Source organism: Gordonia oleivorans (assembly GCF_040044975.1).
In the GTDB taxonomy this organism is placed as follows: Bacteria; Actinomycetota; Actinomycetes; order Mycobacteriales; family Mycobacteriaceae; genus Gordonia; species Gordonia oleivorans.
Genome location: NZ_JBDZDI010000002.1, coordinates 621,049 through 646,860, shown reverse-complemented (window position 1 = coordinate 646,860; position 25,812 = coordinate 621,049). Strand labels below are relative to the sequence as shown.

General features: G+C 69.5%; 4 protein-coding genes. All 4 read left to right on the top strand.

All coding sequences use genetic code 11. The features are described 5' to 3' along the window. The first annotated feature begins 181 nt into the window (after positions 1-181). Genes ABLE92_RS06230 through ABLE92_RS06215 form a run of 4 tightly spaced genes read left to right on the top strand, consistent with a single transcriptional unit; the run spans position 182 to position 25,792 of the window. The gene (locus ABLE92_RS06230; protein WP_348803808.1) at positions 182-3,283 is read left to right on the top strand and encodes a non-ribosomal peptide synthetase; all 3,102 of its coding nucleotides are present in this window, start codon (positions 182-184) and stop codon (positions 3,281-3,283) included. Continuing rightward, on the top strand, positions 3,280-11,025 hold the full coding sequence (locus ABLE92_RS06225; protein ID WP_348803807.1) for a non-ribosomal peptide synthetase: 7,746 nt from the start codon (positions 3,280-3,282) through the stop codon (positions 11,023-11,025). The genes ABLE92_RS06230 and ABLE92_RS06225 overlap by 4 nt, the downstream gene beginning before the upstream one ends. Then, entirely contained in the window at positions 11,022-24,383 is a 13,362-nt protein-coding gene (locus ABLE92_RS06220) for a non-ribosomal peptide synthetase (protein WP_348803806.1), read from the top strand. The genes ABLE92_RS06225 and ABLE92_RS06220 overlap by 4 nt, the downstream gene beginning before the upstream one ends. Continuing rightward, positions 24,383-25,792 (top strand): MFS transporter, encoded by a 1,410-nt coding sequence (locus ABLE92_RS06215; RefSeq protein ID WP_348803804.1) that lies wholly within the window; start codon positions 24,383-24,385, stop codon positions 25,790-25,792. Before ABLE92_RS06220 ends, ABLE92_RS06215 begins: the two co-directional genes overlap by 1 nt. The last annotated feature ends 20 nt before the right edge of the window (positions 25,793-25,812 follow it).

Sequence of the window (25,812 nt, the reverse complement as noted above, 5' to 3'; positions counted from 1 at the left end):
ACGTCGCGCGCTCGGTGACGACTCCCGCCGATCCGGTGTCACCGCATCGGGCATACACTCGGCGTGAGCACTTTCCCTTGAGCTTAGCCTGCCCTAATGTAGACGCCGCCCGGTGAAAGCCGCGGACCGCCCCTCTTTGGAAAGTCTAACCAAATGAAGGGTAGGCTGCCCTACTATGTCTATGGCCTGCGCTCCGTCCCACGAACCCTCGTTCCCCGCATCGGCGGCGGCGCAGGGCCTGTGGGCCGCGCAGTCGGTCATCGGGCCGTCGCCGGTGTTCACCATCGGCCAGCTTCTCGAGTTCGACACACGGCCCGACGCGGCACGACTGATCGCCGCGGCCACCGCCGCCGCGCGCGAGGCCGATCTACTCTCCGCGCGGTTCTCAGATGACAACGGCGAATTGCGCTTTCACCTCGGCGAGCCGATCGAGGTCAGACAGGTCGATCTCGGCCCGGACCCATCTGCACTGAACTCGGTGGCCACCACGGCGGTTGGCCGGCCGATCGATCCGGCCATCGGGCCGTGCGCCGAGATCTCGGTGCTCACCGCCGGGAACCGCCTCGGCCTGCTCATCGTCGCCCATCACATGGTTCTCGACGCCTATGGGCTCGGCCTCCTTGTTCGCCGCATCGCACGCCTGTACGACAACCTCACCGATGCACGGGCATTGCGTTCGATCACCGACCTCCCCGCCGGGGTGGACGACGCCCGCCCCGGCGACCGCGAGTTCTGGGAGCGCGAACTCGGCGCCGCGAACGGTCCGGTGACACTCGCGAAAGCCCCTCGCGGCCATCGCATCGCGCGCGGTGTCCGCACCGAACGGGTCGTGGTCGGCGGGGCCGGATCGCTCACCCGGACGCCGGCGGTCCTCGCCGCGCTGATCGCGGCCCACTGCGCACGACTCGTCGACTCCGACGAGGTGATCCTGGGATTCCCGATGATGAATCGGCTGGGATCGCCGGCGGCCCCGTGCGCGTGCAGCACGGTCAACGTCATTCCTCTGCGGGTGGCGACGCCCCGGCACGCGACCTTGTCCGAGGTGGCCACCGACGTCGCCGGCCGGATCGCCACCGTGAGCGCACACGCCCGCTACCGGGGCGAGGACATCGTGCGCGACCTGCGGCGCCGCGGGATCGACGGTGTCATCGGACCCACCCTCAACATCAAGCCCTTCTCCCCGACGGCCGCCATCGGCGGACACGTGGCGGTCATCCGTTCACTCGCCCGTGGCCCCGTCGTGGACGTGGCGATCACCTGCGCGGACCTCGACGGCGACCTCGAGATCGTGCTGGATGCCGACGCCGATCTCTACGGCAACGCCGACGTCGCCGACATCTGCTCGGGCATCGGTGCTTTCGTCGCGGCCGCAACGACAGCACCGACGCTCGACGAGGTATCGATCGGAGCGATCGCGATGCCGGACGAACAGTCCGCGGCACGTGCCATCGCCGCCGCCGACGAGGCCACCCGGGGCCCGATCGATCCGACTCCGCTCGTGCAGCGTGTGCTCGCCCACCCCGACGACGCGGTCGCACTGATCTGTGGAGACGAGCGGATCGACGTCGCGACGCTGCGTGCGCGGGTGACGGCGCTGTCGGACGAACTCGGGGTCCTGGCGCCGGAGGATATCGTCGCGGTCGCCCTGCCGAGGGGTGTCGACATGATCGTCGCGCTGCTCGCCGTCCATCACAGTGGTGCGGCATTCCTGCCGCTGGATCCCGGTTTCCCGGCCGAACGGCTGGCCGCGACCATGGCCGACGCCGCACCGGTGGCCGTCATCGAACCGGGCTCCGCCGCAACCGCTGAGGTGCGCGCGCTGACGCCGGCGTCCGCACCGCCGTCGGATCATCGTGGTGTCGTATCGTCAGCGTCGCCGGCACCGGCACCGGAGCACCCGGCATACGTCATCTACACCTCCGGTTCCACCGGCACACCCAAGGGCGTGGTGATCAGCCATCGGGCGTTGGCCAACTTCGGCGGACACCTCGCCGAACTCGTCGGATATCACCCCGGCCGTCGTGTGCTGTCGGTGACCACCATCTCCTTCGACATCGCGATCCTGGAGACGCTGGTGCCGCTGGCCGCGGGTGCGACGGTGATCCTGGCCACCAACGACGACGTGCACGACCCGGCGCGATTGGCCGCGCTCATCCGCACCCACCGGATCGACGTCATGCAGGCCACCCCCTCGCTGTGGTCGGCATTCCTGGAATCCGGCCACGGCAAGGCCCTCACCGACGTCGACGTCCTGGTCGGCGGCGAAGCACTGCCGGCCGACATCGCCGGTGAACTGACGCGGCACGCGGCCTCGGCCCGAAACATGTACGGCCCCACCGAGACCACCATCTGGTCGACGACCGAACCGCTGCGCCGCGGCCAGACCGCCGAGGTCGGCATCGGCACGCCGATCGCGAACACCGGTGTCCGGATTCTCAATTCGGCGCTGCATCCGACCACTGACGGCGATGTGGGCGAGTTGTACCTGTCCGGAGCCGGCCTCGCACGCGGCTACCACGGGCGGCCCGACCTGACCTGCACACGATTCGTCGCCGACCCGTTCGGGCCACCCGGCACCCGGATGTACTGCACCGGTGACCTCGCGCGCCGAGGTCACGACGGGACGCTGCACTGCCTCGGCCGCACCGACCACCAGGTCAAGATCCGCGGCTTCCGGATCGAACTCGGTGACATCGATGCCGCCCTGGCACAGCACCATTCGGTCGAACGAGCGGTCACCGTCGCCGTCGACGGGCGTCTCGTCGGTTATGCCGTGCCGACGCGCGGACATCAGATCGACACCGTCTCGCTGCGCCGGCATCTGGCCGACCGTCTCCCCGACTACATGATCCCGACCGTCATCACCGCCATCGACGAGGTTCCGCTGACACCCAACGGAAAGATCGATCGAACCGGGTTGCCCCGACCCGACTTCGCTGCGCTTGCCGGTGACTCCCGGGAACCGTCGAGCGCCACCGAACACGCACTCGCGCAGGCCTTCCGGGAGGTTCTCGGCCTTCCCGCGGTGGGAGTCGAGGATGATTTCTTCATCCTCGGCGGCGACAGCCTGACGGCGGTCCGCGTGGTGGCCCACGCGGCCCGGGCCGGTCTGAGGATCACCCCGATCGAACTCTTCGACCACCCCACCATCACGCGGCTCGCCACGATCGCCCGGGCCGCCGATCCGAATCACGAGGCATCGTTGCACTCCGAATACACCACCACCACCGCAGATCTCGGCGTCGACGAACTCGACGAGCTGGTCGAGGGGGACCTGCTGTGAGCGCCACCGGTACCGGTGTCGGCGGCATCGAGGACGTCCTGCCGCTGACCGGGCTACAGGAAGCCATCGTCTACCACTCGACCCGGCCGCGGACCGACGGATCCCACGATCCCTACCTCATCCTCGCCGATATCGATCTGGCCGATCACGTCACGATCGATGCCGATCTCCCCACCCGGGTGATCGCCGCCGTCACCACGGTGATGGCACGCCACGCCTCGCTGCGCACCTCCTACACCCGCCGACGCACCGGTGCACCGGTCGCGCGCGTGCACACCGACGTCGCCGCCCCGGTGGAGGTCTGCGCGCTCGACGCCGGCCTCGACCTCGACGCGCTGCGGCACCGGGAACGGCGCCGCGGAATCACCCTGACCTCGCCGCCCCCGTTCCGTATCATCCTCGCCGCCACCGAGGACATTCCCGGCGTCACCTCCGATGGCACCGGCACCGGCACCGGCACCGGCACCGACGATCACCACCCCCCACGCCATCACCTGCTGATCGTCGCCCACCATGTCGCCCTCGACGGGTGGTCATTGCACCGCCTCGTCGACGAGATCGTGCGGGCACTACGCGACGAACCGCTACCGGCTCCGGCGGACCTGCGCGATTTCCTGCGCTGGCGGGCGAGCCGACCGGACGGGCTCGACCGTTGGCGTACCGCCCTGTCCGGTGTGCGGTCCGCCACCCGGCTGCCGTTGCCGGAGATCGACCCCGCCCCACCGGTGGTCGAGCGCCGTCTCGGGACCGCCCGGTCCGCGCGGATGCGTGCGGTGGCGCGCGATCACGGCGCCTCGGTGAACACCCTGATCCAGGTGGCCTGGGCCCTGGTCCTGGCCGATCACACCGATACCGACGACGTGATCTTCGGCGCCGTCGTGTCCGGGCGCGATCCGGCGGTCGACCGTGTCGACGAGATGGTCGGCATGTTGATCAACACGATCCCGGTGCGGGTGCGCATCGATCCGAACGAATCGGTGGCACAGCTGCTGTCGCGGGTTCAGCGGGAACAGCTCGCCCTCCTCGATCAGCATCAGTGCGCGCTGGGTGACATCCAGGCATCGCTGCGCCTCGGTGAACTCTTCAACTCGGTCGTGGTGTTCGAGAGTTTCCCCCGCGGCCCGGTCCGCCCGCACATCGAAGACGAGAACAGCTACGCCGCCACAGTTCTCGTCGAGGACGATCCTGACATCCGCATTCTGTTCGAACGGCGCACGCAGGACGGGCACACGGTGTCGGCGACCCTCCTCGACCGACTGATCCGGATGGTCGGGACCATCGTCGACAACGCCGGCGCCACAGCCGCGCAGTTGCCCCGCAGTGACGCCGACGCGAGCGCCGCGCGCGGACTCGAGGGAGCCGACCCGGTCCCGTTCGTGCCGGTCTCGGCACGGATCGCGGCCACCGCGCAGCGGGTACCCGAACACGTCGCGCTGCGCGTCGACGATCACAGCCTGACCTACGCCGAGCTGGCGGCATCCGCCGACCGGATCGCCGCAGCCCTGACCGCACGTGGTCTCGGCGCCGAGTCCATCGTCGCGATCGCCACTCGGCGCAGCGTCGACATGGTCTCCGCCCTGCTCGGTGTGCTCCGGGCCGGTGCCGCCTACCTGCCGATCGACCCCGGATATCCGGCGGCCCGCATCGATTTCATGCTCGACGACGCCACACCGGATCTCGTCATCGACGACCCGATGGCGGCAGCTCTCGCCGCGGGGTCCGCGTCTGACACACCGGGCCCGCATCCGGTGGCGGTCCATCCGGATTCATCGGCCTACGTGGTCTACACCTCCGGTTCCACGGGTACTCCGAAGGCCGTCGTCGGCACGTCTCGTGCACTCGCCAACCGGATCGCCTGGGCTGCGGAATCCTGGAACGGCGCCGTGGTTCTCGCGAAGTCCTCGATCGCCTTCATCGACGGCAGCACCGAATTGCTCGGTGCCCTTGCCGCAGGCTCGACGGTGATCCTGGCCGACGACACCACGGCCCGCGACGCCACCGCACTCGCCGACCTGACCGCGGAGCACCACGTCGACCAGATCACCGCGATACCGTCACTGGCACAGGCGATCACCGAGGTCGGTGCGACGCCCACACCCCGACGGTGGATCGTCTCGGGTGAACCGCTCGTCGCCGCCACCCGAGATGCGCTGGCCTCCACCGGCGCCGAGATCATCAACTCCTATGGCTCCTCCGAGGTCGCCGGCGACGTCACCATGGGCCGGGTCACCACCGGAGCCATCACCGCCGGCACCGCGGTTGCGGGCATCCGGGTGACGATTCTCGATCACCTGCTGCGGCCCGTTCCGGCCGGTGTGGCCGGCGACATCTACGTGGGCGGTCCACAGTCGGCGCGTGGGTATCGCAATCACTCCGGTTGGACCGCAACCGCATTCGTCGCCGATCCGGATGGCGCCGGGAGTCGTCTCTATCGGACCGGCGATCGTGGACGCATCGAACCCGACGGCCGGCTGACGGTGCTCGGCCGCGCGGACCGCCAGGTCAAGATCCGCGGGGTGCGCGTCGAACTCGGCGAGGTCGAATCGGCCATCGCCGACGTCGACGGTGTGCGTGAGGCCGCCGTCCGTGCGGTCACCGACACCGCCGGTGACACCCGGATCGATGCCTACGTCAGTGGCCGACCGGGGCTGTCGTCGGTGGAGATCGTCGCGGCACTGAGCACGTCGCTTCCCGCCGCGATGATCCCGGCGTCGATCACCATCCTCGACGCATTGCCGTTGACGCCGGGCGGCAAGGTGGATCGACTGGCCCTGCCCGATCCGGCCGACGCCGGATCGACCCGATCGTCACGCGGTCCGCGCACCGACGCCGAGGCCGCGGTCATCGCGGCGGCGACCGCCGTCCTCGGTCGCGACGCCGGCATCGAGGACAACTTCTTCGATCTCGGTGGCCATTCCCTCTCCGCCACACGACTTCTCACCCGTCTGCGGGTCGCGACCGGATCGCGGCTCGGCATCGGCGACGTGTTCGACCATCCGGTGCTGGCCGAGCTCGCCGCGCTGATCGACACCGCGCAGATCGACACCGCGCAGAGCGGCTCGGGGACCGCCACCCCCACCACGCCACCGGGGCCGGTGCCCGGGCTGCGTCCACATCCCCTGCCCTTGTCGCCGGCGCAACGTCGGCTGCTCTTTCAGTCCGGTGTCGACGATTCCGCCTATACGGTGGCCTTCGCGGTTCGCCTCGACGCCCATCCGGGATCGTCGATCGACGTTGGCGCACTGTCGGATTCCCTCACCGGCATCGTGACCCGACACGAGGTGCTCCGGACCCGCATCGTCGACGAAGTACCCGTCATCGACCCCGCCGATCGGGCCACGGTCGCGGTGACCGAACATCGGGGATACGGCGAGGACGGGAACGGGGACGACGGGAACGGGGACGACGGGCACGGGCGTGACACCGAGGACCTCGTCGCGCGGTTGATCGCGCGCCCCTACGACCTCTCGGCCGACGCCGTTCTTCGCGCCGACCTCATCCACACCTGGCAATCGTCGGCGATCCTGCTGCTCACCGTCCACCACATCGCCGCCGACGAGTGGTCCGCACGTCGGCTCTTCGACGAACTCGCCGCGGGCTACAACGGCATCACCGTGGCGCCGCCGACCGTCCAGTTCACCGATCACACCGTGTGGCAACTCGACCGGTTGGGCGACCCCGACGATCCGACCTCGCTGCACGCGACCCAACTGAGTCACTGGCGGGACACTCTCGACGGCATCCCCGACGAGATGCGGCTCCCCACCGACCGACCCCGGCCGATGGAACCGAGTCACCGTGGCGATCAGATCGATCGCGCGGTACCCACCGATCTGGTCGCCGCCCTCGACGACCGCGCCGCGACGAGCGGTACCACCCGATTCATGCTCGTCCATGCCGCGGTCACACTCGCACTGTCGGCCTCCGGCGCCGGCGACGACATCGTCGTGGGCACACCGTTCGCCGGGCGCACCACGGCCGCCGCCGAAGAGCTCATCGGCATGTTCGTCAACACTCTCGCACTGCGCACCGACCTGAGTGGCGATCCGACCCTCGGTGAGGTCATCGACCGCATTCGATGCACCGATCTCGACGCCTACGAGCATGCGGATCTGCCGTTCGACGCCGTCGTCGCCGCGTTGACGCCGCACCGGAGTCTGTCGCGGCATCCGGTGTTCCAGACGATGGTCCAATACCGGGATCCGATCGCCGCACCCTATTTCGCCGGCCTCGACGCCACACCACTGTTCCCGCAGACACGGACCGCGAAGTTCGATCTCACCTTCGAATTCGTCGGCCTGACAGACGGATTGCGACTGCGGGTGGAGTACGCCACCGACCTGTTCGACCGCGACACCACCGAGCAACTCACTGATCGTGTGCTGTACCTCCTGGAGATGCTCGCCCACCATCCGGACGTCCGCGTGGCTGCGCTGCGGGTACCGGATGCGCCCGATACCGTTGCGGCACTGCCGATGTCGTCGGTCACCGCCGCCGCGGCGATCGTACAGCGACGGACCCTCGACGGTGCGCGCACCCTGTGGGAGGTCTTCGCCCACACCGCCGCCGAACACGCCGACCGGGTCGCACTGACCGTCGGTGCCGCCACGCTGACCTACCGTGAGGTCGACGATCGCAGTGCGCACCTGGCCGCCGCACTGATCGCCGACGGCCTCCGCCCCGGCGATCTGGTGGCGCTGCTGCTGCCGCGCGGTGCCGACCAGGTGATCTCGATCCTCGCGGTCCTGCGCGCGGGCGGTGCCTATGTGCCGATCGACCCGGACTACCCGGACGAACGGATCGAGACCATCCTCGCCGACGCCCGGCCGGTCGTCATCGTCGACGCCGACCACTGTGCCCGGGTATGGGCGTCTGATCCCGGTGACTCCGTTGTCGCGCGACCGATCCCGGTCACCCCGGATCATCCCGCCTACGTCATCTACACCTCCGGTTCCACGGGCAGGCCCAAGGGCGTGACCATCACCCACCGCAACGTGGTGTCCCTGCTGGCGGCGACCCGCGAGGCGATCCACACCGGCCCCGAGGATGTCTGGACGCTGTTCCATTCCTATGCCTTCGACTTCTCCGTGTGGGAGATCTGGGGAGCGCTCTCGACCGGTGCACGACTGGTCATTCCGGATCGTGCGACCACCCGGTCCCCCGCCGACTTCGCGACCCTGCTGCGGGATGAGCGGGTTACCGTACTCAACCAGACACCGTCGGCCTTCTACACCCTCGACGCCACCCTCACCGCCGACCCCGATCACGCCGACCCACTCGACCTCGGCGCATTGCGGTACCTGATCTTCGGCGGCGAGGCCCTCGACGCACGTCGGCTCACCACGTTCCTGCGCCGTTGGCCCGACGTCCGGGCGATCAACATGTACGGCATCACCGAGATCACCGTGCACGCCACCCTGCTCGACATCGACGCCGACTCCGCGGAACGTTCGGTGGGCAGCGCCGTCGGTGCCGTGTTACCCGGATTCACCGGCCGGCTGCTGGACCGATACCTGCGTCCGGTGCCGCCCGGGGTGATCGGCGAACTCTACCTGTCGGGCCCGCAGGTGGCCCGGGCGTACCTGAACCGTCCGGGTTTGTCGGCGGGGCGGTTCGTCGCCGATCCCGGTGGTGGCGGTGGGACCTGCTACCGCACCGGAGATCTGTTCCGGCTCACCGGCGATGGCCGTCTGCTGTCCGAAGGCCGTGCCGACTCCCAGGTCAAGATCCGCGGATTCCGCATCGAACTCGGTGAGGTGCGCGCCGCCGTGGCCGGGGTGAGCGGTGTGCGCGACGTCGTGGTCATCACCCGTCCCGGGCCGTCGGAGGGCCATCGGCTGCTCGCCTACGTCGTCACCGACGGGATCGGCCCGGACGACGTGCGCTCGGCGCTCGCCACGGTGCTGCCCGAGCACATGGTGCCCGCGGCGGTGATCGGTATCGACGCCGTTCCGTTGACCACCAACGGCAAGACCGATGTCGCGGCACTGCCCGAGCCGCACGCCCCCGGGGGCCCGGCATCCGATGGTGTGCGTGCACCGGCCACCGAGGCAGAATCGGCACTGCTGGCGATCTTCGCAGAGACCCTGCACCTGCCTGCGCACGAGATCTCGGTCGATGACGACTTCTTCGCGCTCGGTGGTGATTCCATCGTCTCCACCACGCTGGTCAATCGGGCCCGGCGGGCCGGATGGTGCCTTCGGACGCGGGACGTCTTCACCCACCGCACCATCGAAGCCCTGGCCGTGGTGGCCGAACCGATCACCGACGGTGACAACGCTGACACGCAATCCGGCACGGCGACAGCGGGTTCCGGTGGGGTCATCGGTCTGCTGCCGATCATGCATCGGCTCCGCGAACTGGGCGGTCGGATCGATCGCCACAATCAGTCCCTCGTCGTCGACACCCCGCCCGACGCCACGCCCGCCTCGATCACCGCGGCGCTGCAGGCGCTTCTCGACGCCCACGAGGCGCTGCGCATGACCCTGAACGTCATCGCCGGCGACGTGTGGACGCTCACCGCTCGAGCCCCCGGCGATGTCGCGGCCACCGACATCCTCGAGGTCGTCGCTAGCGACGCCCACGGCACTGTCGCCGACACGATCGCCGCGGTCTCGGATGCCTGCGCCGCGCGATTGTCCCCCACATCGGGCCGGATGATCGCCGCCGCGCATCTGACGCCGACGACTTCGGGCGATCCGGGACGCCTCGTCCTCGTCATCCATCATCTGGCGGTCGATGGGGTCTCCCGCCGTATCCTCCTCGACGACCTCGCCGCCGTACACGACGCCGGTTCTGCCGCGGACGCAGTCCGCCTGGGCGACACCACGAACGCAGTCCGCCTGGGTGACTTCGCCGCCGCCGTGGCCGAGGCCGCCCTCGCCCCGGAACTCCTGGGCGAGGTGGCGCATTGGGCTGCGGTGCTCGCCCCCGGCGGCGAGCTGATTCCGGGATCTCCTGCACGTTCGGGCACCCTCGCGGCACAGCGCGGCCACGTCGTCGCACTCGACGTGAACACCTCCCGGGCGATCGTCACCGACCTACCGACCCGTCTCGGCGTCGGGGTCACCTCGATCTTCCTCGGTGCGCTGCGTGTGGCGGCGACCGAGGTCACCGGCGCCGGTGACCTCGTCGTTGACACCGAGCGACATGGCCGCGACACCGAATCGGCGGGCCTCGGCCACCGCGACCTGACCCACACGGTGGGATGGTTCACCACCATGGCGCCGCTGCGTCTGCCGGCCGCCGACGGCATCGACCCGCACGCGGCCGTAGTGCAGGCCGAACGGCAGTGGCAGGAGATGCCCTCGGCGGGAGCCGGATTCGGGTTGCTGCGGTACCTGAACCCGCAGACGGCCATGGCGCTGGCGACGATGCCGTCGGCAAGTGTGCTGCTCAACTACCTGGGCCGCTTCTCCGTGGGCACCGGCGGAGCGTGGCAGCCGTCGGCCGAATCGTCGGCACTGGCGGCGGTCGCCGACCCGGACCTCGGGGTCGCCCACCCCCTCGAGGTGGAGATCGTGTGCCGCGACGAGGCGGATGGCCCGATCATCAGCGCAACCTTCCGCCATCTGTCCGATCAGGTTGACGCCGAGACCGTGGTACGACTCGCCGACCGGTGGCGCACCGCGCTGGAGGATCTGGTCGCGGCCACCCCACCCGGAGCCGAGAAATCCGGTCACCCGGATCAGTCCCCCGCTCAGTCCCTCACGCATCAGCAAACCACCGGAGTGTGTTCGTGACCTCGACCTCCCGCCTGTCCCGCTCGACCGAGTCGACGGGGCAGCGTCATCCCCTCCTGGCCGGGCAGCGTGACATCTACCTCGGCATGCAGATCGCCACCGACCCGGCGCTCTACAACACCGGCCTCTACATCCGTATGCCGTCGACCACGGACCCCCATCGCCTGCGGACGGTGATGCGCCAGACCCTCGACGCCGCCGAGGCCATGCGTGCGGTGTTCGCCGAGGAGGACGGCGAACTCACCCAACGACTGCTACCGATCGACGACTTCGACGTCCCCGTCGTCGACATCCGCGGCACCGATCCGCACGCGTGGATGCAGCGAACCATGGCCCAGCCAATGGATATTCACGCCGGCCCGCTCAGCAACTTCCGGATCCTGCTCGTCGGGGAGGAACCGACGGCACCACCCACGGCGGTGTTCACCTTCCTGAAGGTGCATCATCTCGTCTGCGACGGAATGGGTCTGGTCTCCTACGCCGAGACCGTCCGCAAGCGCTACGACGCCCCGGCGGATCCCGCATCCGGTGACGTTGATCGCATACATTCCGGCAGTTGGGCGCTCGGCGACATCGTCGCGGCCGAATCCGACTACCGTTCCGGTTCCGCCCATCTCGAGGACCGCGAGTACTGGACCGCGTTGATGGCCGATCACCCGGATCCGGTTCGGCTGCTCGATCAGCAGTTGCCACCGGGACCGGGGATCACGCACGCCCGCTTCGAGATCGACGCCGACCGGCTGGCGGTGCTGCGTTCCCTCGCCTCCCGGGTGGGGGTGCGACCCGCGGTCATGATGATCGCCGCGGTGGCGGGCTTCGCCCACCTCCGCACCGGTCGTGACGATCTCGTGTTCGCACTGCCGGTGACCGGTCGCCTCGACCGGGCGACGCGCTCGGCACCGTCGATGGTCACCAGTGTGTTGCCGCTGCGGGTGGCGGCGTTCGGTCGTGACCGTCTCGCCGACCTGGCCACCCGGGTGGACCGCGCCCTCTTCGGCCTGCTTCCCCGAAGCCGTTTCCGCGCCGAGGATCTCGCGCGTGCCCTCGCCACCGACGCCGGTCCTGCGAGCGGGCCCTACCGTATGTTCGGCCTCGGCATCAACGTGCTGACGAACAGCACACGACAGACCATCGGCGGCGGTGCGGTGAGTGTGCACGCGCTCGCCTCGGGTCCGGTGTCCGACGTCGAGATCCAGATCCAGCTGCGCCGCAAAGGACTTCCGGCCGAGGTCGTCGTCCGCGGGGTGGCCGAGGCGGCCATCGAGAGCGCACAGATCGCCACGGCCTTCGACGGCTTCCTCACCGACCTGTGCGCTGGGCCCGACGACCGCCTCACGGAGATCGGCGTGAGCGCCGACGACCGCCCGGCACAGGACAGCCCGATGCCCGCCGCCGGCCTCACGCCGGCCCTGCACCGGCTGCGAATCGACGAGATCGACCCGGACAGCCTGGCGCCGAGCCCCATTCACATCGACGTTGCGCCGGGAACCGTCCCCGAGACGCTCACCGAGATCCTCGCGGCCCTTGCCGCCCGCCACGACGTGCTGCGCACCACGCTGGCCCGACCGGTCCCGATCCTGTGGACGCTGTCCACCGCGCCGGCCGACGGCGCGACGATCCCACTCGAATACCCCACCGAGACCGCGTCCGAACCGGATACGGCCACCGCACGCCTTCCCCGCGCCACGCTGGACCCGGCGTCGGGTCGACTGACGCTGTGGGTGCACCCGGCGCTGGCCGATCCGGTCACCATCGACATCCTGCGCCGAGATCTGACGGTCGCGGCGGACGACCTCACGCATGGGCGCACGATCGAGATCGATCCGGTGCCGATGTCGCTGGGCCGGGCCTCCGCCGCGCTGGCCGCACAGGCCGCGGACCCGTCGGCGCTGCCGCAGTGGCTCGCGGTGCTCGCCCCCGGAGCGCAATTGCCGACCTGCCCAACCGGTGTGGACCACCCTGCGGACACCGGTGGCCCGGTCATCGTCCGTCGCCCGGTCGACGTCGCCGTCGCGCCGGACCCGGCGGAGATCGCCGGCGTGGTGTGCACAGCCCTCGCGCAGCACTTCGGTGAGCGCCTCGGAAGCCACCTGCTCGTCGACGTGGTCACCGATCTGCGACCGGCGGGTGCCGAGCGCACCGGCGGGCCGTTCCGGGGCCTCACACCCACCCGCTTCGCCCGCTCCGATGGTGCGACCACCGCGGTGCCCGGCCCGGCCCTCGACATCCTGCGGTACCTGTCTCCGCAGGTGGTGGCGTCGCTGATGGCGGCACGGAGCGCCGGTGACATCGTCGATCCGGACGTGATCGTCGGTGATCACGGACTGCCCACCTCGCATGCGGTGTCGGTGGCGGTCTGTCCCGCCGGGACCGATGACGACGTACCCGCCGCGGCGGGATGGGAGGTCCGGGTCGTCGTCGATCCCACCCGGGTCGATGACGCCGCGGTTGTCGCCGACGCCCTGGCCGGTGCCGTCGTCGGGTCCGCCGAGGACCGCTTGGTCGATCTGGACGCCGAGACGCTCGCGGAATTGGTTGCCGCACACGGTGACATCGCCGACGTCTGGCCGCTCACTCCGCTGCAGGAGGGCCTCTACTACCAGGCCCGGATGGACGCTGACGCCGACATCTACACCGCGCAGTTCTGGCTGGATTTCGGTCACCGTATCGACGCCGCGGCGTTGCGGCGTGCGGCCCGCACCCTCCTGAACACCAACCCCGAACTGCGGGCCGAGTTCGTCGAGGTGGGCGGCCGGCCCCTGCAGGTGATCGCCGCCGTCGTCGAGCCCGATGTGACCGAGTTGGATCTGTCGCAGCACTCGCCCGCCGACGCCGAGCATCGCCTGGCCGAGTTGCTCGCCGAGGACCGCGCCACCGGGTTCGCCCTCGACCGGGCGCCGTTGTGGCGGATGCGTCTGGTGCATCTGCCCGCCGATCGTGACCGTCTGGTGGTCAACCGGCGCTTCCTGTTGTGGGACGGCTGGTCCGGTGGCCTCTTCGTGTCCCGACTGCTCGCGTACCTCAACGGAACTCCGATTCCGCCGCGGGAGGCGTCGTTACGCGACTACCTCTCCTGGCTGGCCCGTGGCGCCGACGACGCCGACGCCGTGGCGGCGTGGATCGCCCATCTCGACGGCTACGACGAGCCGTCATTGATCGCGCCCCGCGGCACCACTGCGACCACGACTCCGCGCGCCCCGCAACGCATCGAGGTCGACCTTGGTGCGGAGTTCTCCGAACGGCTGCGCGCCGACGCCCGCACGGCCGGCGTCACGCTCAACACGGTGCTGACCGCCGCGCTCGATCTGACCCTGTCGCGCCAACTGGGCCGCACCGATGTCGCGTTCGGTTCCACCGTCGCCGGCCGTCCCACCGAGGTTGCCGGCATCGACACCGTCATCGGTCTGTTCCTCAACACAGTGGCCGTCCGGACCGTCCTGCGACCCGACGAGACCGTCGCAGAACTGTTGCGCCGCATGCAGGACCAGCGGGTGGAGATGATGGCCTATGACCACCTCGGCCTCAACCGGCTCCAGCAGGAGACCGGACATCCGGTGCTCTTCGATGTGCTCTACGTATTGCAGAACTTCCGGACCGAGGACGAGGAACGCGCCCAGTCGGCGTTGCACGATGTCATCGGTGAGGGCAGTCTCGATCACACCCACTACCCGGTGGCGCTGGTGGTCACCCCGTCGCGCAACATCCGGTTCCGGTTGGAGTACCGCGACGACCTGATCGACGAGACCACCGCACTCGCGCTGGTGGCGCGGTTCCGGCAGGCCCTCGCCGGTATCGGCACCCACCTCGACGCACCGGTGGCCGCGGTGGATCTGAGCCTGCCCGGTGACACCGGCCTCGCCGGCCCGCTCCACGAGCTACCCGACGTGACCGTGTCGAACCTCCTGGGCGAGCGCGCCGCGGTGATCCCCGACACCGATGCGCTCGTCTTCGAGAACCGGCGGATGACCTACGCCGAACTCGAATCCGAGGTCGACCGCGTCGCCCACATCCTCTCCGATCACGGCGTGGGGGCCGAAACCGTTGTCGCGCTCGCCATTCCCCGCAGCATCGACACGGTTGTGGCGTTGTTCGCGATCCTGCGGGCCGGCGCCGCCTATCTGCCCCTGGAACTCGATCATCCCGACGAGCGGCTGCGCACCATCATCGATGATGCCGCACCGCGGATCATCCTGTCCCACAGCCGCGTCGGCGAACGATTCGCCGACACCGGGGTGCCGATCCTGACCATCGACAACCTGCCCGCGCCCGCCGAGCCGAGGTGGACCACGCCCCGGGTGAATCCGGACTGGCCGGCGTACGTCATCTACACCTCCGGATCCACCGGGAAACCCAAGGGTGTCGTCACGCCGTACCGCGGCCTGACCAACATGCAACTCAATCACCGGGAGAGGGTCTTCGAACCTGCCATCGAGGTGGCCCGCTCGGCCGGTATCACCGGACGACTGCGCATCGCGCACACCGTGTCGTTCGCGTTCGACATGTCCTGGGAGGAGCTGCTCTGGCTCGTCGAGGGTCACGAGGTGCATGTCTGTGACGAGGATCTACGCCGCGATTCGACTGCGCTGGTGGCCTATTGCGCTGCGCACCGCATCGACGTCATCAACGTGACACCCACCTACGCCGCGCAGTTGTTCGCCGACGGTCTGCTCGACGGCAACGCCGGCGACGTGGCCGATCATGTGCCGCCGCTGGTACTGCTGGGCGGTGAGGCCGTCGGAGAGCCCGTCTGGACGCGGCTGCGGGAGAACCCGAAGACCTTCGGCTACAACCTGTACGGGCCCACCGAGTACACCATCAACACGCTGGGCATCGGCACCGACGAGTCGCCGACCTCATCGGTGGGCACCCCGATCTGGAACACGCACGCCCATCTGCTCGACGGCTGGCTGCGGCCGGTGCCCTCGGGGGTCGCCGGTGAGCTCTACATCAGTGGTGCCGGATTGGCGCGCGGTTACCTCGGCCGTGCGGATCTGACCGCCGAACGTTTTGTCGCCGACCCGTTCTCCAGCGGCGGACGGTTGTATCGCACCGGCGACCTGATGCGTATCCGCGCCGACGGCAACCTCGACTTCCTCGGGCGCACCGACGATCAGGTGAAGGTTCGCGGATACCGCGTCGAACTCGCCGAGATCGAGACCGCCCTCACCGCACTCGTCGACGTGGCATCGGCCGCCGTGGTGGCCGCCGCCGACCCCGGCGATCCGTCGGTCAAACGTCTGGTCGCCTACGTCATCCCCACGGATCCGTCGGCCGGTGTGGACTTCACCGACATCCGGCGGCACCTGGCGACCCGGCTACCCGACTATATGGTGCCGACGCTGTTCGCCGCGGTCACCGAATTCCCGATGACCGTCAACGGCAAACTCGACGTGCGGGCCCTTCCCGAGGCGCGCCCGGCCACCACCCATCGTGAGCCGCAGACGGAGATCGAACGGCAGCTGTGTGCTGTGTTCGCCGATGTCCTCGGCACTGCCGACCCGGTGGGCGTCGACGACGACTTCTTCGAACTCGGCGGCCATTCGATGTCGGCAATGCGGCTGGTGTCGGCGGTCCGTTCGGAACTCGGTGCACAACTGTCCATCAGAGACCTGTTCGAGGCCCGCACCCCCGCCGACATCGCCCTGCGAGTCCACCGAACCGGCTCGGCCAGTGACATCGTCGTCGGCGCCCGACCCGACCCGCTGCCCCTGTCGCCGGCGCAGGAACGGCTGTGGGTGCTGCATCGCCTCGACCCCACCGACACGTCGTATCACTACGGGCACGTCGTGCGGCTGCATGCGGCGATCGATCCGTCGGCGTTGCGTGCGGCGGTCACCGACCTGCTCATACGTCACGAAAGCCTGCGCACGGTCATCGTCGAATCGGCGACAGGTGAACCGTCCCAACGAATTCTGGACATCACGGAGATCCCCGATGTCGTCGAGGTCACCACCGTCACCGCGCCGGCCGACGAACTGGATACCGAACTGGGCGAACGGGCACGCGAGACACTCACCCGCCCCTTCGATCTCGCCGCGCAACCACCCATCCGGGTGCGCCTGGATCGGGTGGCTCCCATCTCCGATGCATCCGGCGGGAGCGGTGAGACCGCCGGCGTCCTCACCATCGCGATGCATCACATCACGACCGACGAATGGTCCGACCGACCGCTGTTGACCGACCTCACCACCGCCTACGCGGCACGGTTGGCCGACGCGACACCCTCATTCGCGCCACTGCCCGTCCAATACGGCGATTACGCAGTGTGGCAACGCGATCGGGTGGACGCCGTCGGCGCCGGTCAGCTCGATTTCTGGGCGCAGACCCTGTCCGATCTCCCCGACGAGTTGCCGCTGCCCCGGGACCGGGCGCGACGTCCCGGGGCAGCCGGTCCCGCCGCCACGGAGACGGCGACCATCGACGCCGTCACCCGCCGACGCCTCGCCGATGTCGCCGCCGCACACGGCGCCAGCATGTTCATGGTGGCCCAGGCCGCCGTCGCCACCCTCCTCCACCGCGAAGGGGCCGGCGACGACATCCCGCTGGGAAGCCCCATCTCCGGCCGCAACGACCCGGCCCTCGAGGACCTCATCGGTTTCTTCGTCGACACGCAGGTGATGCGTATCGATGTCGGTGGTCGTCCGGCATTCGGTGAACTGATCGATCGGGTCCGCGAGGTCGACCTCGCGGCCTTCGACAATCAGGACATCCCGTTCCAGCGGGTCGTCGAACGGCTCGCACCGTCACGGGTGTCCGGACGCAACCCGCTGTTCCAGGTCAGCGTGTCCTACCTGCCGCTCGACGGAGTCCCCGACCAACTCCTCGGGGTTCCGGCGACCTTCGCTCCGCTCACCTCGGTGGCGGCGAAGTTCGACCTCGCCTTCACCTTCGTCGACGCCGCCGACAGCGGTGAACTGACCATCGGCCTCGAGTACGCGACCGCCCAGTTCGACCGCGCCACCGCCCGGGCACTGCTCAATCACCTCGCCCGGGTCATGGAGGCGGTGGCCGCCGATCCCGATCTCGCACTCGATCGCATCGCGCTGCTCGACGCGGCCGACCTCGACGCCCTGCGTGGTGCCGAACGTGGCGGTGACCCACGGGCTCTCACCGGTGACGCCGGCAGCTCCACGCTTGTCGACCTGCTCGATGCCGCGGCGCGGGCCACCCCGGACGCGCCGGCCCTGACCGACACCGCGGGCAACGTGATGACCTACCGGCAGTGCCACGGCGCCGCCCGACGGATCGCGGCACGACTCGGCGCGGCCGGCGTCGGACCCGAATCCATTGTCGCGGTGATCATGTCCCGCAGCATCGGCCAGCTCGTCGCCCTGCAGGGGGTGCTGTATTCCGGTGCCGCCTACCTGCCGATCGACGCGGATCTGCCCGACGCACGTATCGCCGATATCCTCGATGACGCGACGCCCGCCGTCGTCCTCCTCGACGACGCCACGCGGCACCTCGCCACCGCCCGTCCGGTGCTGGTTCTCGACGGGCTCGGCGGTATCGCCGAGGACGGGCCGACCCCCCAGCCCGCTCACCCCGATCATCACCGGGCCCCCGCGGTCACGGCGTCGGCGGTCACAGCGTCGGCAGTAGCACCACCGACGATTCACCCCGACCATCCCGCGTACGTCATCTTCACCTCCGGTTCCACCGGACGTCCCAAGGGTGTCGTCGTCAGTCACCGCAGCGTCGTCAACGTGCTGCGGTGGCGTCTGGCGACCATCCCCGGCGGCTTCGGTGCCGGGGATCGGATGCTCGTCAAGACCCCGGCGGGCTTCGACGGTGCCGTGTGGGAACTGTTGCTGCCCTTCGTATCCGGTGCCGCTGTGGTGGTGGCCGAAGCCGATGCGCAGCGCGACCCGCGTCGGCTCGCGCGGATCGTCGCCGACCACGCGGTCACGGCTGCGGTGTTCGTCCCGTCGCTGCTCGACCTGTTCGCCGAACACCTGCCCGAGCTGGCGACGATGCGACACATCATCGCCGGCGGCGAGGCCCTGACCACACCGTTGGCCACGCGAGTCGCCGCCGCGGCACCGCAGATGGCGTTGATCAACGCCTACGGCCCCACCGAGACGACCGTCGTCGTCACCGATCAGGTGGCCAATACCGACGATTCGGCGACTCTGCCGACGATCCCGATCGGTACCCCGATCGCCGGAACCGACCTGCTGATCCTGGATGCGGCCCTGAACCGGGTACCCGACGGTGTCCTCGGGGAGCTCTATGTGCGTGGAATCCCGGTCGCCCGTGGATATCTCGGACGCAGTGGACTGACCGCCGCGTCGTTCGTGGCCGATCCGACCGGAGAGATCCCCGGCGCACGCCTCTACCGCACCGGCGACCTCGTCCGCCGCCGCGCCGGCATTCTGGAGTACGCCGGACGCGCCGACAGTCAGGTCAAGGTGCGCGGCAACCGCATCGAACTCGGCGAGATCGAGGCAGCATTACGGGCCGTCGACGGGATCGCCTCGGGCGCCGTCGCCGTCGACGCCGATCGTCTCGTCGGGTGGGTGGTACCGGAGGATTCCACGGCCACACCCACCGACGTGACCGCGGCCGTCACCGCCGCGTTGTCGCGGCGGCTGCCGCCCTACATGGTGCCCGCGCCGATCATGGTGGTCGCCGCACTGCCCCTCAACCACACCGGCAAACTCGACCGTGCGGCGCTGCCTGCGCCGGAGATGACGGCCGCGGTCGGCACCGCACCCCGGACCGACCTCGAGTCCGACCTTGCCGAGATCTTCGGGGAGGTCCTGGGCCACCCGGTCACCGACGTCCACGCCGACTTCTTCTCGCTCGGCGGTCATTCCCTGCTCGCGATCAAGGTGCTCAACCTGGTGCGCTCCACCCTCGGGTACGACGCCGAGCTGCGGGTGCTGTTCGACGCGCCCACCGTGGCCACACTCGCCGAGCACCTCTCCTCGGGAGTGGCCACCGCGGCCGCGCCGCTGCCGGAGTTGGTGCGCCGCACCGATTCCGCACCGATCTTGTCCTACGGGCAGGAGCGGATGCTGACACTGCACACCCTGGCCGGACCGACCACCACCTACAACGTGCCGCTGATGTGGCGTCCGGGTGGGCCCACCGGGGCCGCCGAGCGCATCGACATCGAGGTTCTCCGCGCGGCCGTGGCCGATGTGGCCGATCGCCATGAGGTCCTGCGGACCCGTTATCCCGATCAGCAACCGCACCTCGTCGACGAACCCGACATCGTGGTCGAGCATGTCGACGATCCGGCCGATCTCACCCGTTCGAGTGCGCACGACTTCGATCTGGCCGCCGAGATCCCGATCCGGGTGGCGGCCACCGACGACGTGGCGGTGGTGACGATCCACCACATCGCCACCGACGAATGGTCGGCGCCACCGCTGCGCGCAGACCTGACCACCGCGTATCGGGCCCGGCAGGCCGGCGCCGCACCACAATGGGAGCCCCTGGGGCTGCAGTACTCCGACTTTGCTTCGTGGCAACGCGAACTCATCGACGGCGGGCGGGGTGAGCGGCAACTCGACCACTGGCGTTCGGCCCTCGAAGGGCTCCCCGACGAACTGGCGTTGCCCTACGACCGCACCCGGCCGCCGCGACCCAGTGGGGCCGGCGACGGTGTCTTCCTGGCCCTCGAACCGCACCTGGTGACCGGGCTGCGTGCCCTGGCGTCGGCCACCGGAACGTCGATGTTCATGGTGATGCGGACCGCGGTCGCGGTGTTGCTGTCGCGGCTCGGTGGCGGCACCGATATCCCCATCGGCACACCGGTGACGGTGCGTTCGGATGCGCGTCTCGACGATCTCGTCGGCTTCTTCCTCAACACCCTGGTGTTGCGCACCGACCTCGGCGGCGACCCGACCACGCGTGAACTCCTCGCACGGGTTCGCACCAGCGATCTCGACGCCTACGGCAATCGGGACATCCCGTTCGAGCGCGTCGTGGAAGCCGTTGCACCACAACGATCCACATCGATGAACCCGCTGTTCCAGACGATGGTGGTCTACGTCGACGGAATCCTTCCGGACCTCGACGGGCAGGTCTCACTTCCCGCGCCGACCACCGCGAAGTTCGATCTGTCCTTCGATTTCACCGAGGACACCTCACGTGGTGACGCGCGGGTCGGCGGAGTGATCGAATACAGCACCGACCTGTTCGACCGGACCACGGTCGAGGCCATGGCGGCGCGGTTGACCGGCATCCTCGAGTTCATGGTGGCCGACACCGATACGCCGCTGCGCCGGATGGACATCCGCACCGCCGACGAACATCGCTCACTGTTCCACCCGGCCACCGAAGCGCCCACCACCGTCGCCGATCTGCTCGATCGCGCGACCGAACCCGACCGACTCGCCCCGGCACTGCGCGGGCCGGACGGCCGACGCAGCTTCGGTGAACTCCACGACCGTGTCCGCCTCATCGCCGGACGGCTCGCCGTAGCCGGCATCGGACCCGAAGACGTTGTGGTGGTGCGACTCCCGCGCGGGGTGGCCGCGCTGGAGGTGATCTTCGGTGTGCTGTACTCCGGTGCCGCGTATCTGCCGATCGAGCCGGACACTCCCGACGATCGGGTCGCGGCGATGGTGGACGTGGCGCGTCCGGTCCGGGTGATCGACCGCCTCGACGACGAACTCCTCAACCCGGCAACAGAATCCGAACTCGCGACGGCGTTCCGGCCGTCGGCGGGTGCACGGCCGTTGCGACCGGAGCACCCCGCCTACGTGATCTTCACGTCTGGTTCGACGGGAACGCCGAAGGGTGTGGTCATCCCCCATCGGGCGCTGGCGAATCTCTTCGCAAGTCACCGACGGATGCTGCACCAACCGGCGCGTCGACGCACCGGGCGCAGCAGGCTGCGGGTCGGGCATGGCTGGTCGCTGGCCTTCGACGCGTCGTGGCAGCCACAGCTGTGGCTGCTCGACGGCCATGAGGTGAGCATCGTCGACGCCGACACCCAGCGCGACGCCCAGGCGCTCGCCACCCAACTCGTCGACGAGGCGTGGGACTTCCTGGAACTCACCCCGTCGCACCTCGCCGCCCTCGGCGGCGCCGAGACCACCATGGCCGCCATCGGTTTCGGTGGCGAAGCGGTCGCACCCGAGCAGTGGCAGCGGTGGCGGGATCTTCCCGACTCCGACGCCTATAACCTCTACGGACCGACCGAGGGCACCGTCGACGCCCTCGTCGCGCGCGTCGCCGACACCGAGCGCCCGGTGATCGGCCGACCGGTCGACGGGATGCGGGCCTACATCCTCGACGACGTTCTCGTCCCGGTGGCCGACGGCGTCGATGGCGAGCTGTATCTGTCCGGGGCCGGGCTGGCCCGCGGGTACCTGGGCCGCGGTGACCTGACGGCCGAGCGTTTCGTCGCCGATCCGTTCACCGCCGACGGGTCCCGGATGTACCGGACCGGCGACACCGTGCGGTGGACGAGTACCGGTCACATCGAATACCGCGGTCGCGGCGACGATCAGGTGAAGATCCGCGGTCACCGGGTGGAACTCGGTGACGTCGAGGCGGCACTGATCGCGGTCGGCGGGGTGTCCACCGCGATCACGGTCGAGCGGTCGAATCGGCTGATCGCCTACGTCGTCGCCGACGCGCCGGAGGGCGAAAGCTCCGGCGGCGCGCCGGATCCGGCCGGTCTGCGGACGGCCGTCCGCGCGGTGCTGCCCGACTACATGGTGCCGGCGGCCGTCGTCGTCCTCGATGCGCTACCGACACTGCCCAACGGCAAGATCGATCGCCGGGCGCTGCCGGAACCGCACGTCGAACGCTCGTTGCGGGCACCGACGAACCCTGCCGAACGCCGAATCTGCCGCGCGTTCACCGAGGTGCTGGGCCTCGACGCCGACGACGTCGGCGTCGATGACGACTTCACCGAACTCGGTGGTGACAGCATCGTGGCGATGCAGCTGGTGGCGCGGCTGCGGACAGACGGTTTCGTCGTCGGCCCTCGGGACGTGATGTCGCACCGCACCACCGCCGAGTTGGCGGCACATCTGCACACCGTCGACGGGCCGGTGCAACCCTTGCCGGTGGTGTCCTCCGGTCCGGTACCCGCGACACCGATCATCCGGTGGCTGCAGGAGGTCAGTGCCGGCGATGCCGAGGCCGTCGCCGGGTTCCATCAGTCGGCGTTCCTGACGGTCCCAGCGCATCTGGATGTCAACGCCCTGAGCACCGCGTTGGGCGCACTGGTGCATCGTCACGCGATGCTGCGCGCACGCCTGGTCGCCGACGAATCACTGTGGCGATTCGAGATACCGGAGACCGCACCCGCGGTGGAGGTGATCACCGAGGCCGTTGCGGATGTGAACCCACGGGTCGTCGAGGACATCGCCCGCCGCACCCGCGATCGCCTGAATCCCGTTGCCGGAGCGATGTTGTCAGCCAGCTGGATAGATCGTGGGGACGAGCCGGGGCGGTTGCTGCTGGCGATCCACCACCTCGTCGTCGACGGTGTGTCCTGGCGCGTACTCGTCCCGGAGGTGGTCGCCGCGTACTCGCAGATCGTGGCGGGCGACGCGGTGTCGCTGGGGCCCTTGCCGCCGGGATTCGGTTCGTGGGCAAGGGAACTGGTGACACTGGATCGGTCCGAGGAACTCCCGATGTGGCGGAACCTCACCGATTCGGTTGCGGCGCCGCCTTTCTCACGACCGATCGATCCGCGCACCGACCGCGAGGCCGATGCCGGCCGGTACCGGGTGACCGTCGACACCGACGTGGCCCGCGACCTGCTCGGCCCGGTTCCCGCCCGCCTGGGTGTGGGCGTCGACGAATTGCTGCTCGGTGCGCTCGGAGCGGTGCTGGCGCAGCCGACCCTGATCGATCTCGAAGGCCACGGCCGCGAGGAGCAGGCGGTACCCGGTGCGGACCTCACCGGTGGCGTCGGCTGGTTCACCGCGGTCCATCCGGTGGTGGTGGGAAGCGCCGGCACCGTCGCCGAGGAGGCGCGTGCGTTGAATGATCAGCGCGCCACCATCCCGGACGGCGGCCTCGGTCACGGCCTGCTGCGCCACGTCGCCGGTGCTTCGCTGCCCGGCGCCGCCATCGAGTTCAACTATCTGGGCCGCTATCGGTCCTTCGAGTTCGATGGCTGGGGTATGGCGCCGGAGTCGGCGGACGTCGGACCGGGCGAACGGATGCCCGCGTCCTACGGTCTGATCGTGAACGTCACCACCCTCGACGGTCCGGACGGACCACGTCTGGTGGCGACCTGGGTGTGGCAGCCGGGTGTGGTCGACGAGGATACGGTGACGTCGTGGGCGGATCGCTGGGTGGCGGAGTTGACCGCCGCGACAGCCGCCTCCGGCGCTCCGACGGACACCGTGAACACCGTGAACACCGATGAGGGAGAACACTGATGGCCGGGCGGGCCCGAGGACTGCTGATCGACATCACGCCCCTGCGGGTGTCCCCGCCGTTCCGGCGGATCTTCGTTGCCCGACTGATCTCGTTGGTCGCCATCGGGATGCTGCTGGTGTCGGTGCCGGTGCAGATGTATGACCTCACCGGATCGTCGGCGCAGGTCGGTGCGGCGACCGCGGTCACCGGGATCGCCACCTTCGTGGGCATGTTGCTCGGCGGTGTCCTCGCCGACCGGTTCGACCGCAAGCTGCTCATCCTGGCCGGCCGCGCGGCGGCCGCGCTCTCGTTTGCCGGATTGGCGGCCAACGCCTTCGGCGTCTTCGGCGGCTCCGCGTCGGTGGCCGTGCTCTACGTGCTGGCGGTGGTCGACGGTCTGATCGGCGCATTGTCGACGTCGGCGTTGATGGCCGCGGTCCCGACGTTGATCCCTCGTCGGCACCTGGCGGCCGTCGGAGCGCTGGGATCGCTGACGGTGCGCATCGGTACGGCGGTGTCACCGGGCATCGCGGGCTTCGTGATCGGTGCCGCAGGTGTCGAATGGGCGTACACCGTCGCCGCGGTACTGGCCTCCATGACAGTCCTCATCATCAGCGGATTGCCCTCTCTGCCACCGCATGCCCCAGTCCTGGAGGACGCGGCCCTTGATGACACGGCCCACGATGACACGGCCCTCAATGACACGGCCCACGACGACGCGGCCCTCGATGACGGCGGCCGCCCGCAGCCGACGGCCCAGACACCCACGGCCGATCGGGCCGAGGTCACCGATTCCGCCGACTCCCCTGCCACCACGGTTCCGCTGTGGTCCTTCCTCCGCAGTGAGCGCATCGTCGGGGCGGTGATGGTCGTCGGTGTGCTGGCGATGTTCGCACCCGGCGTGGTGGCGTTGCTGCCGGCGCTGGTCGCACAGCGATTCGACGGCAACGCGTCGATCACCGGCCTGCTGTTCGCGGCGGTCGCGACCGGTGCGATGGTCGCAGCACTGACCAGCGGGTGGCTCGGGTCGGTACGTCGACCGGGAGTTCTCCTCCTCGGCTGCCTCATCGCAACCTTCGCGCTCCTGGCCGTGTTCGGTCTGACCGCCTACGCGTGGCTCGCCATCGCATTGCTCGTGGTGATCGGATTCCTGGAGGCCATTCAGGAAGTGTTGCGCTACATGCTGATCCAGCAGCACACACCCGGGCCGCTACTGGGCCGGGTCAACGGTATCTGGATGGCCCAGGAGGTCGGCGGTGTCACCGTGGGCGCCTTTGTCGCCGGCGCATTCGGGTCGATCTGGGTGGCCTCGGATGCCGTCGTCTACTACGGCCTGATGCTGCTGGCCGCCGCCATCGTCGCGGCCGTGGTGTTGCGGTCGCTGGTGACGCTGCGCCAGGAGGTGCCCGCGCAGACGCCTGTCGGCTGAGGCCGCTGAGCGTGAGCCGA

What these genes read in the sequence shown, in the direction of transcription:
- ABLE92_RS06230 (WP_348803808.1), top strand. Translation starts at nt 182, where the DNA reads ATGGCCTGCGCTCCGTCCCACGAACCCTCGTTCCCCGCATCGGCGGCG.
- ABLE92_RS06215 (WP_348803804.1), top strand. Translation starts at nt 24,383, where the DNA reads ATGGCCGGGCGGGCCCGAGGACTGCTGATCGACATCACGCCCCTGCGG.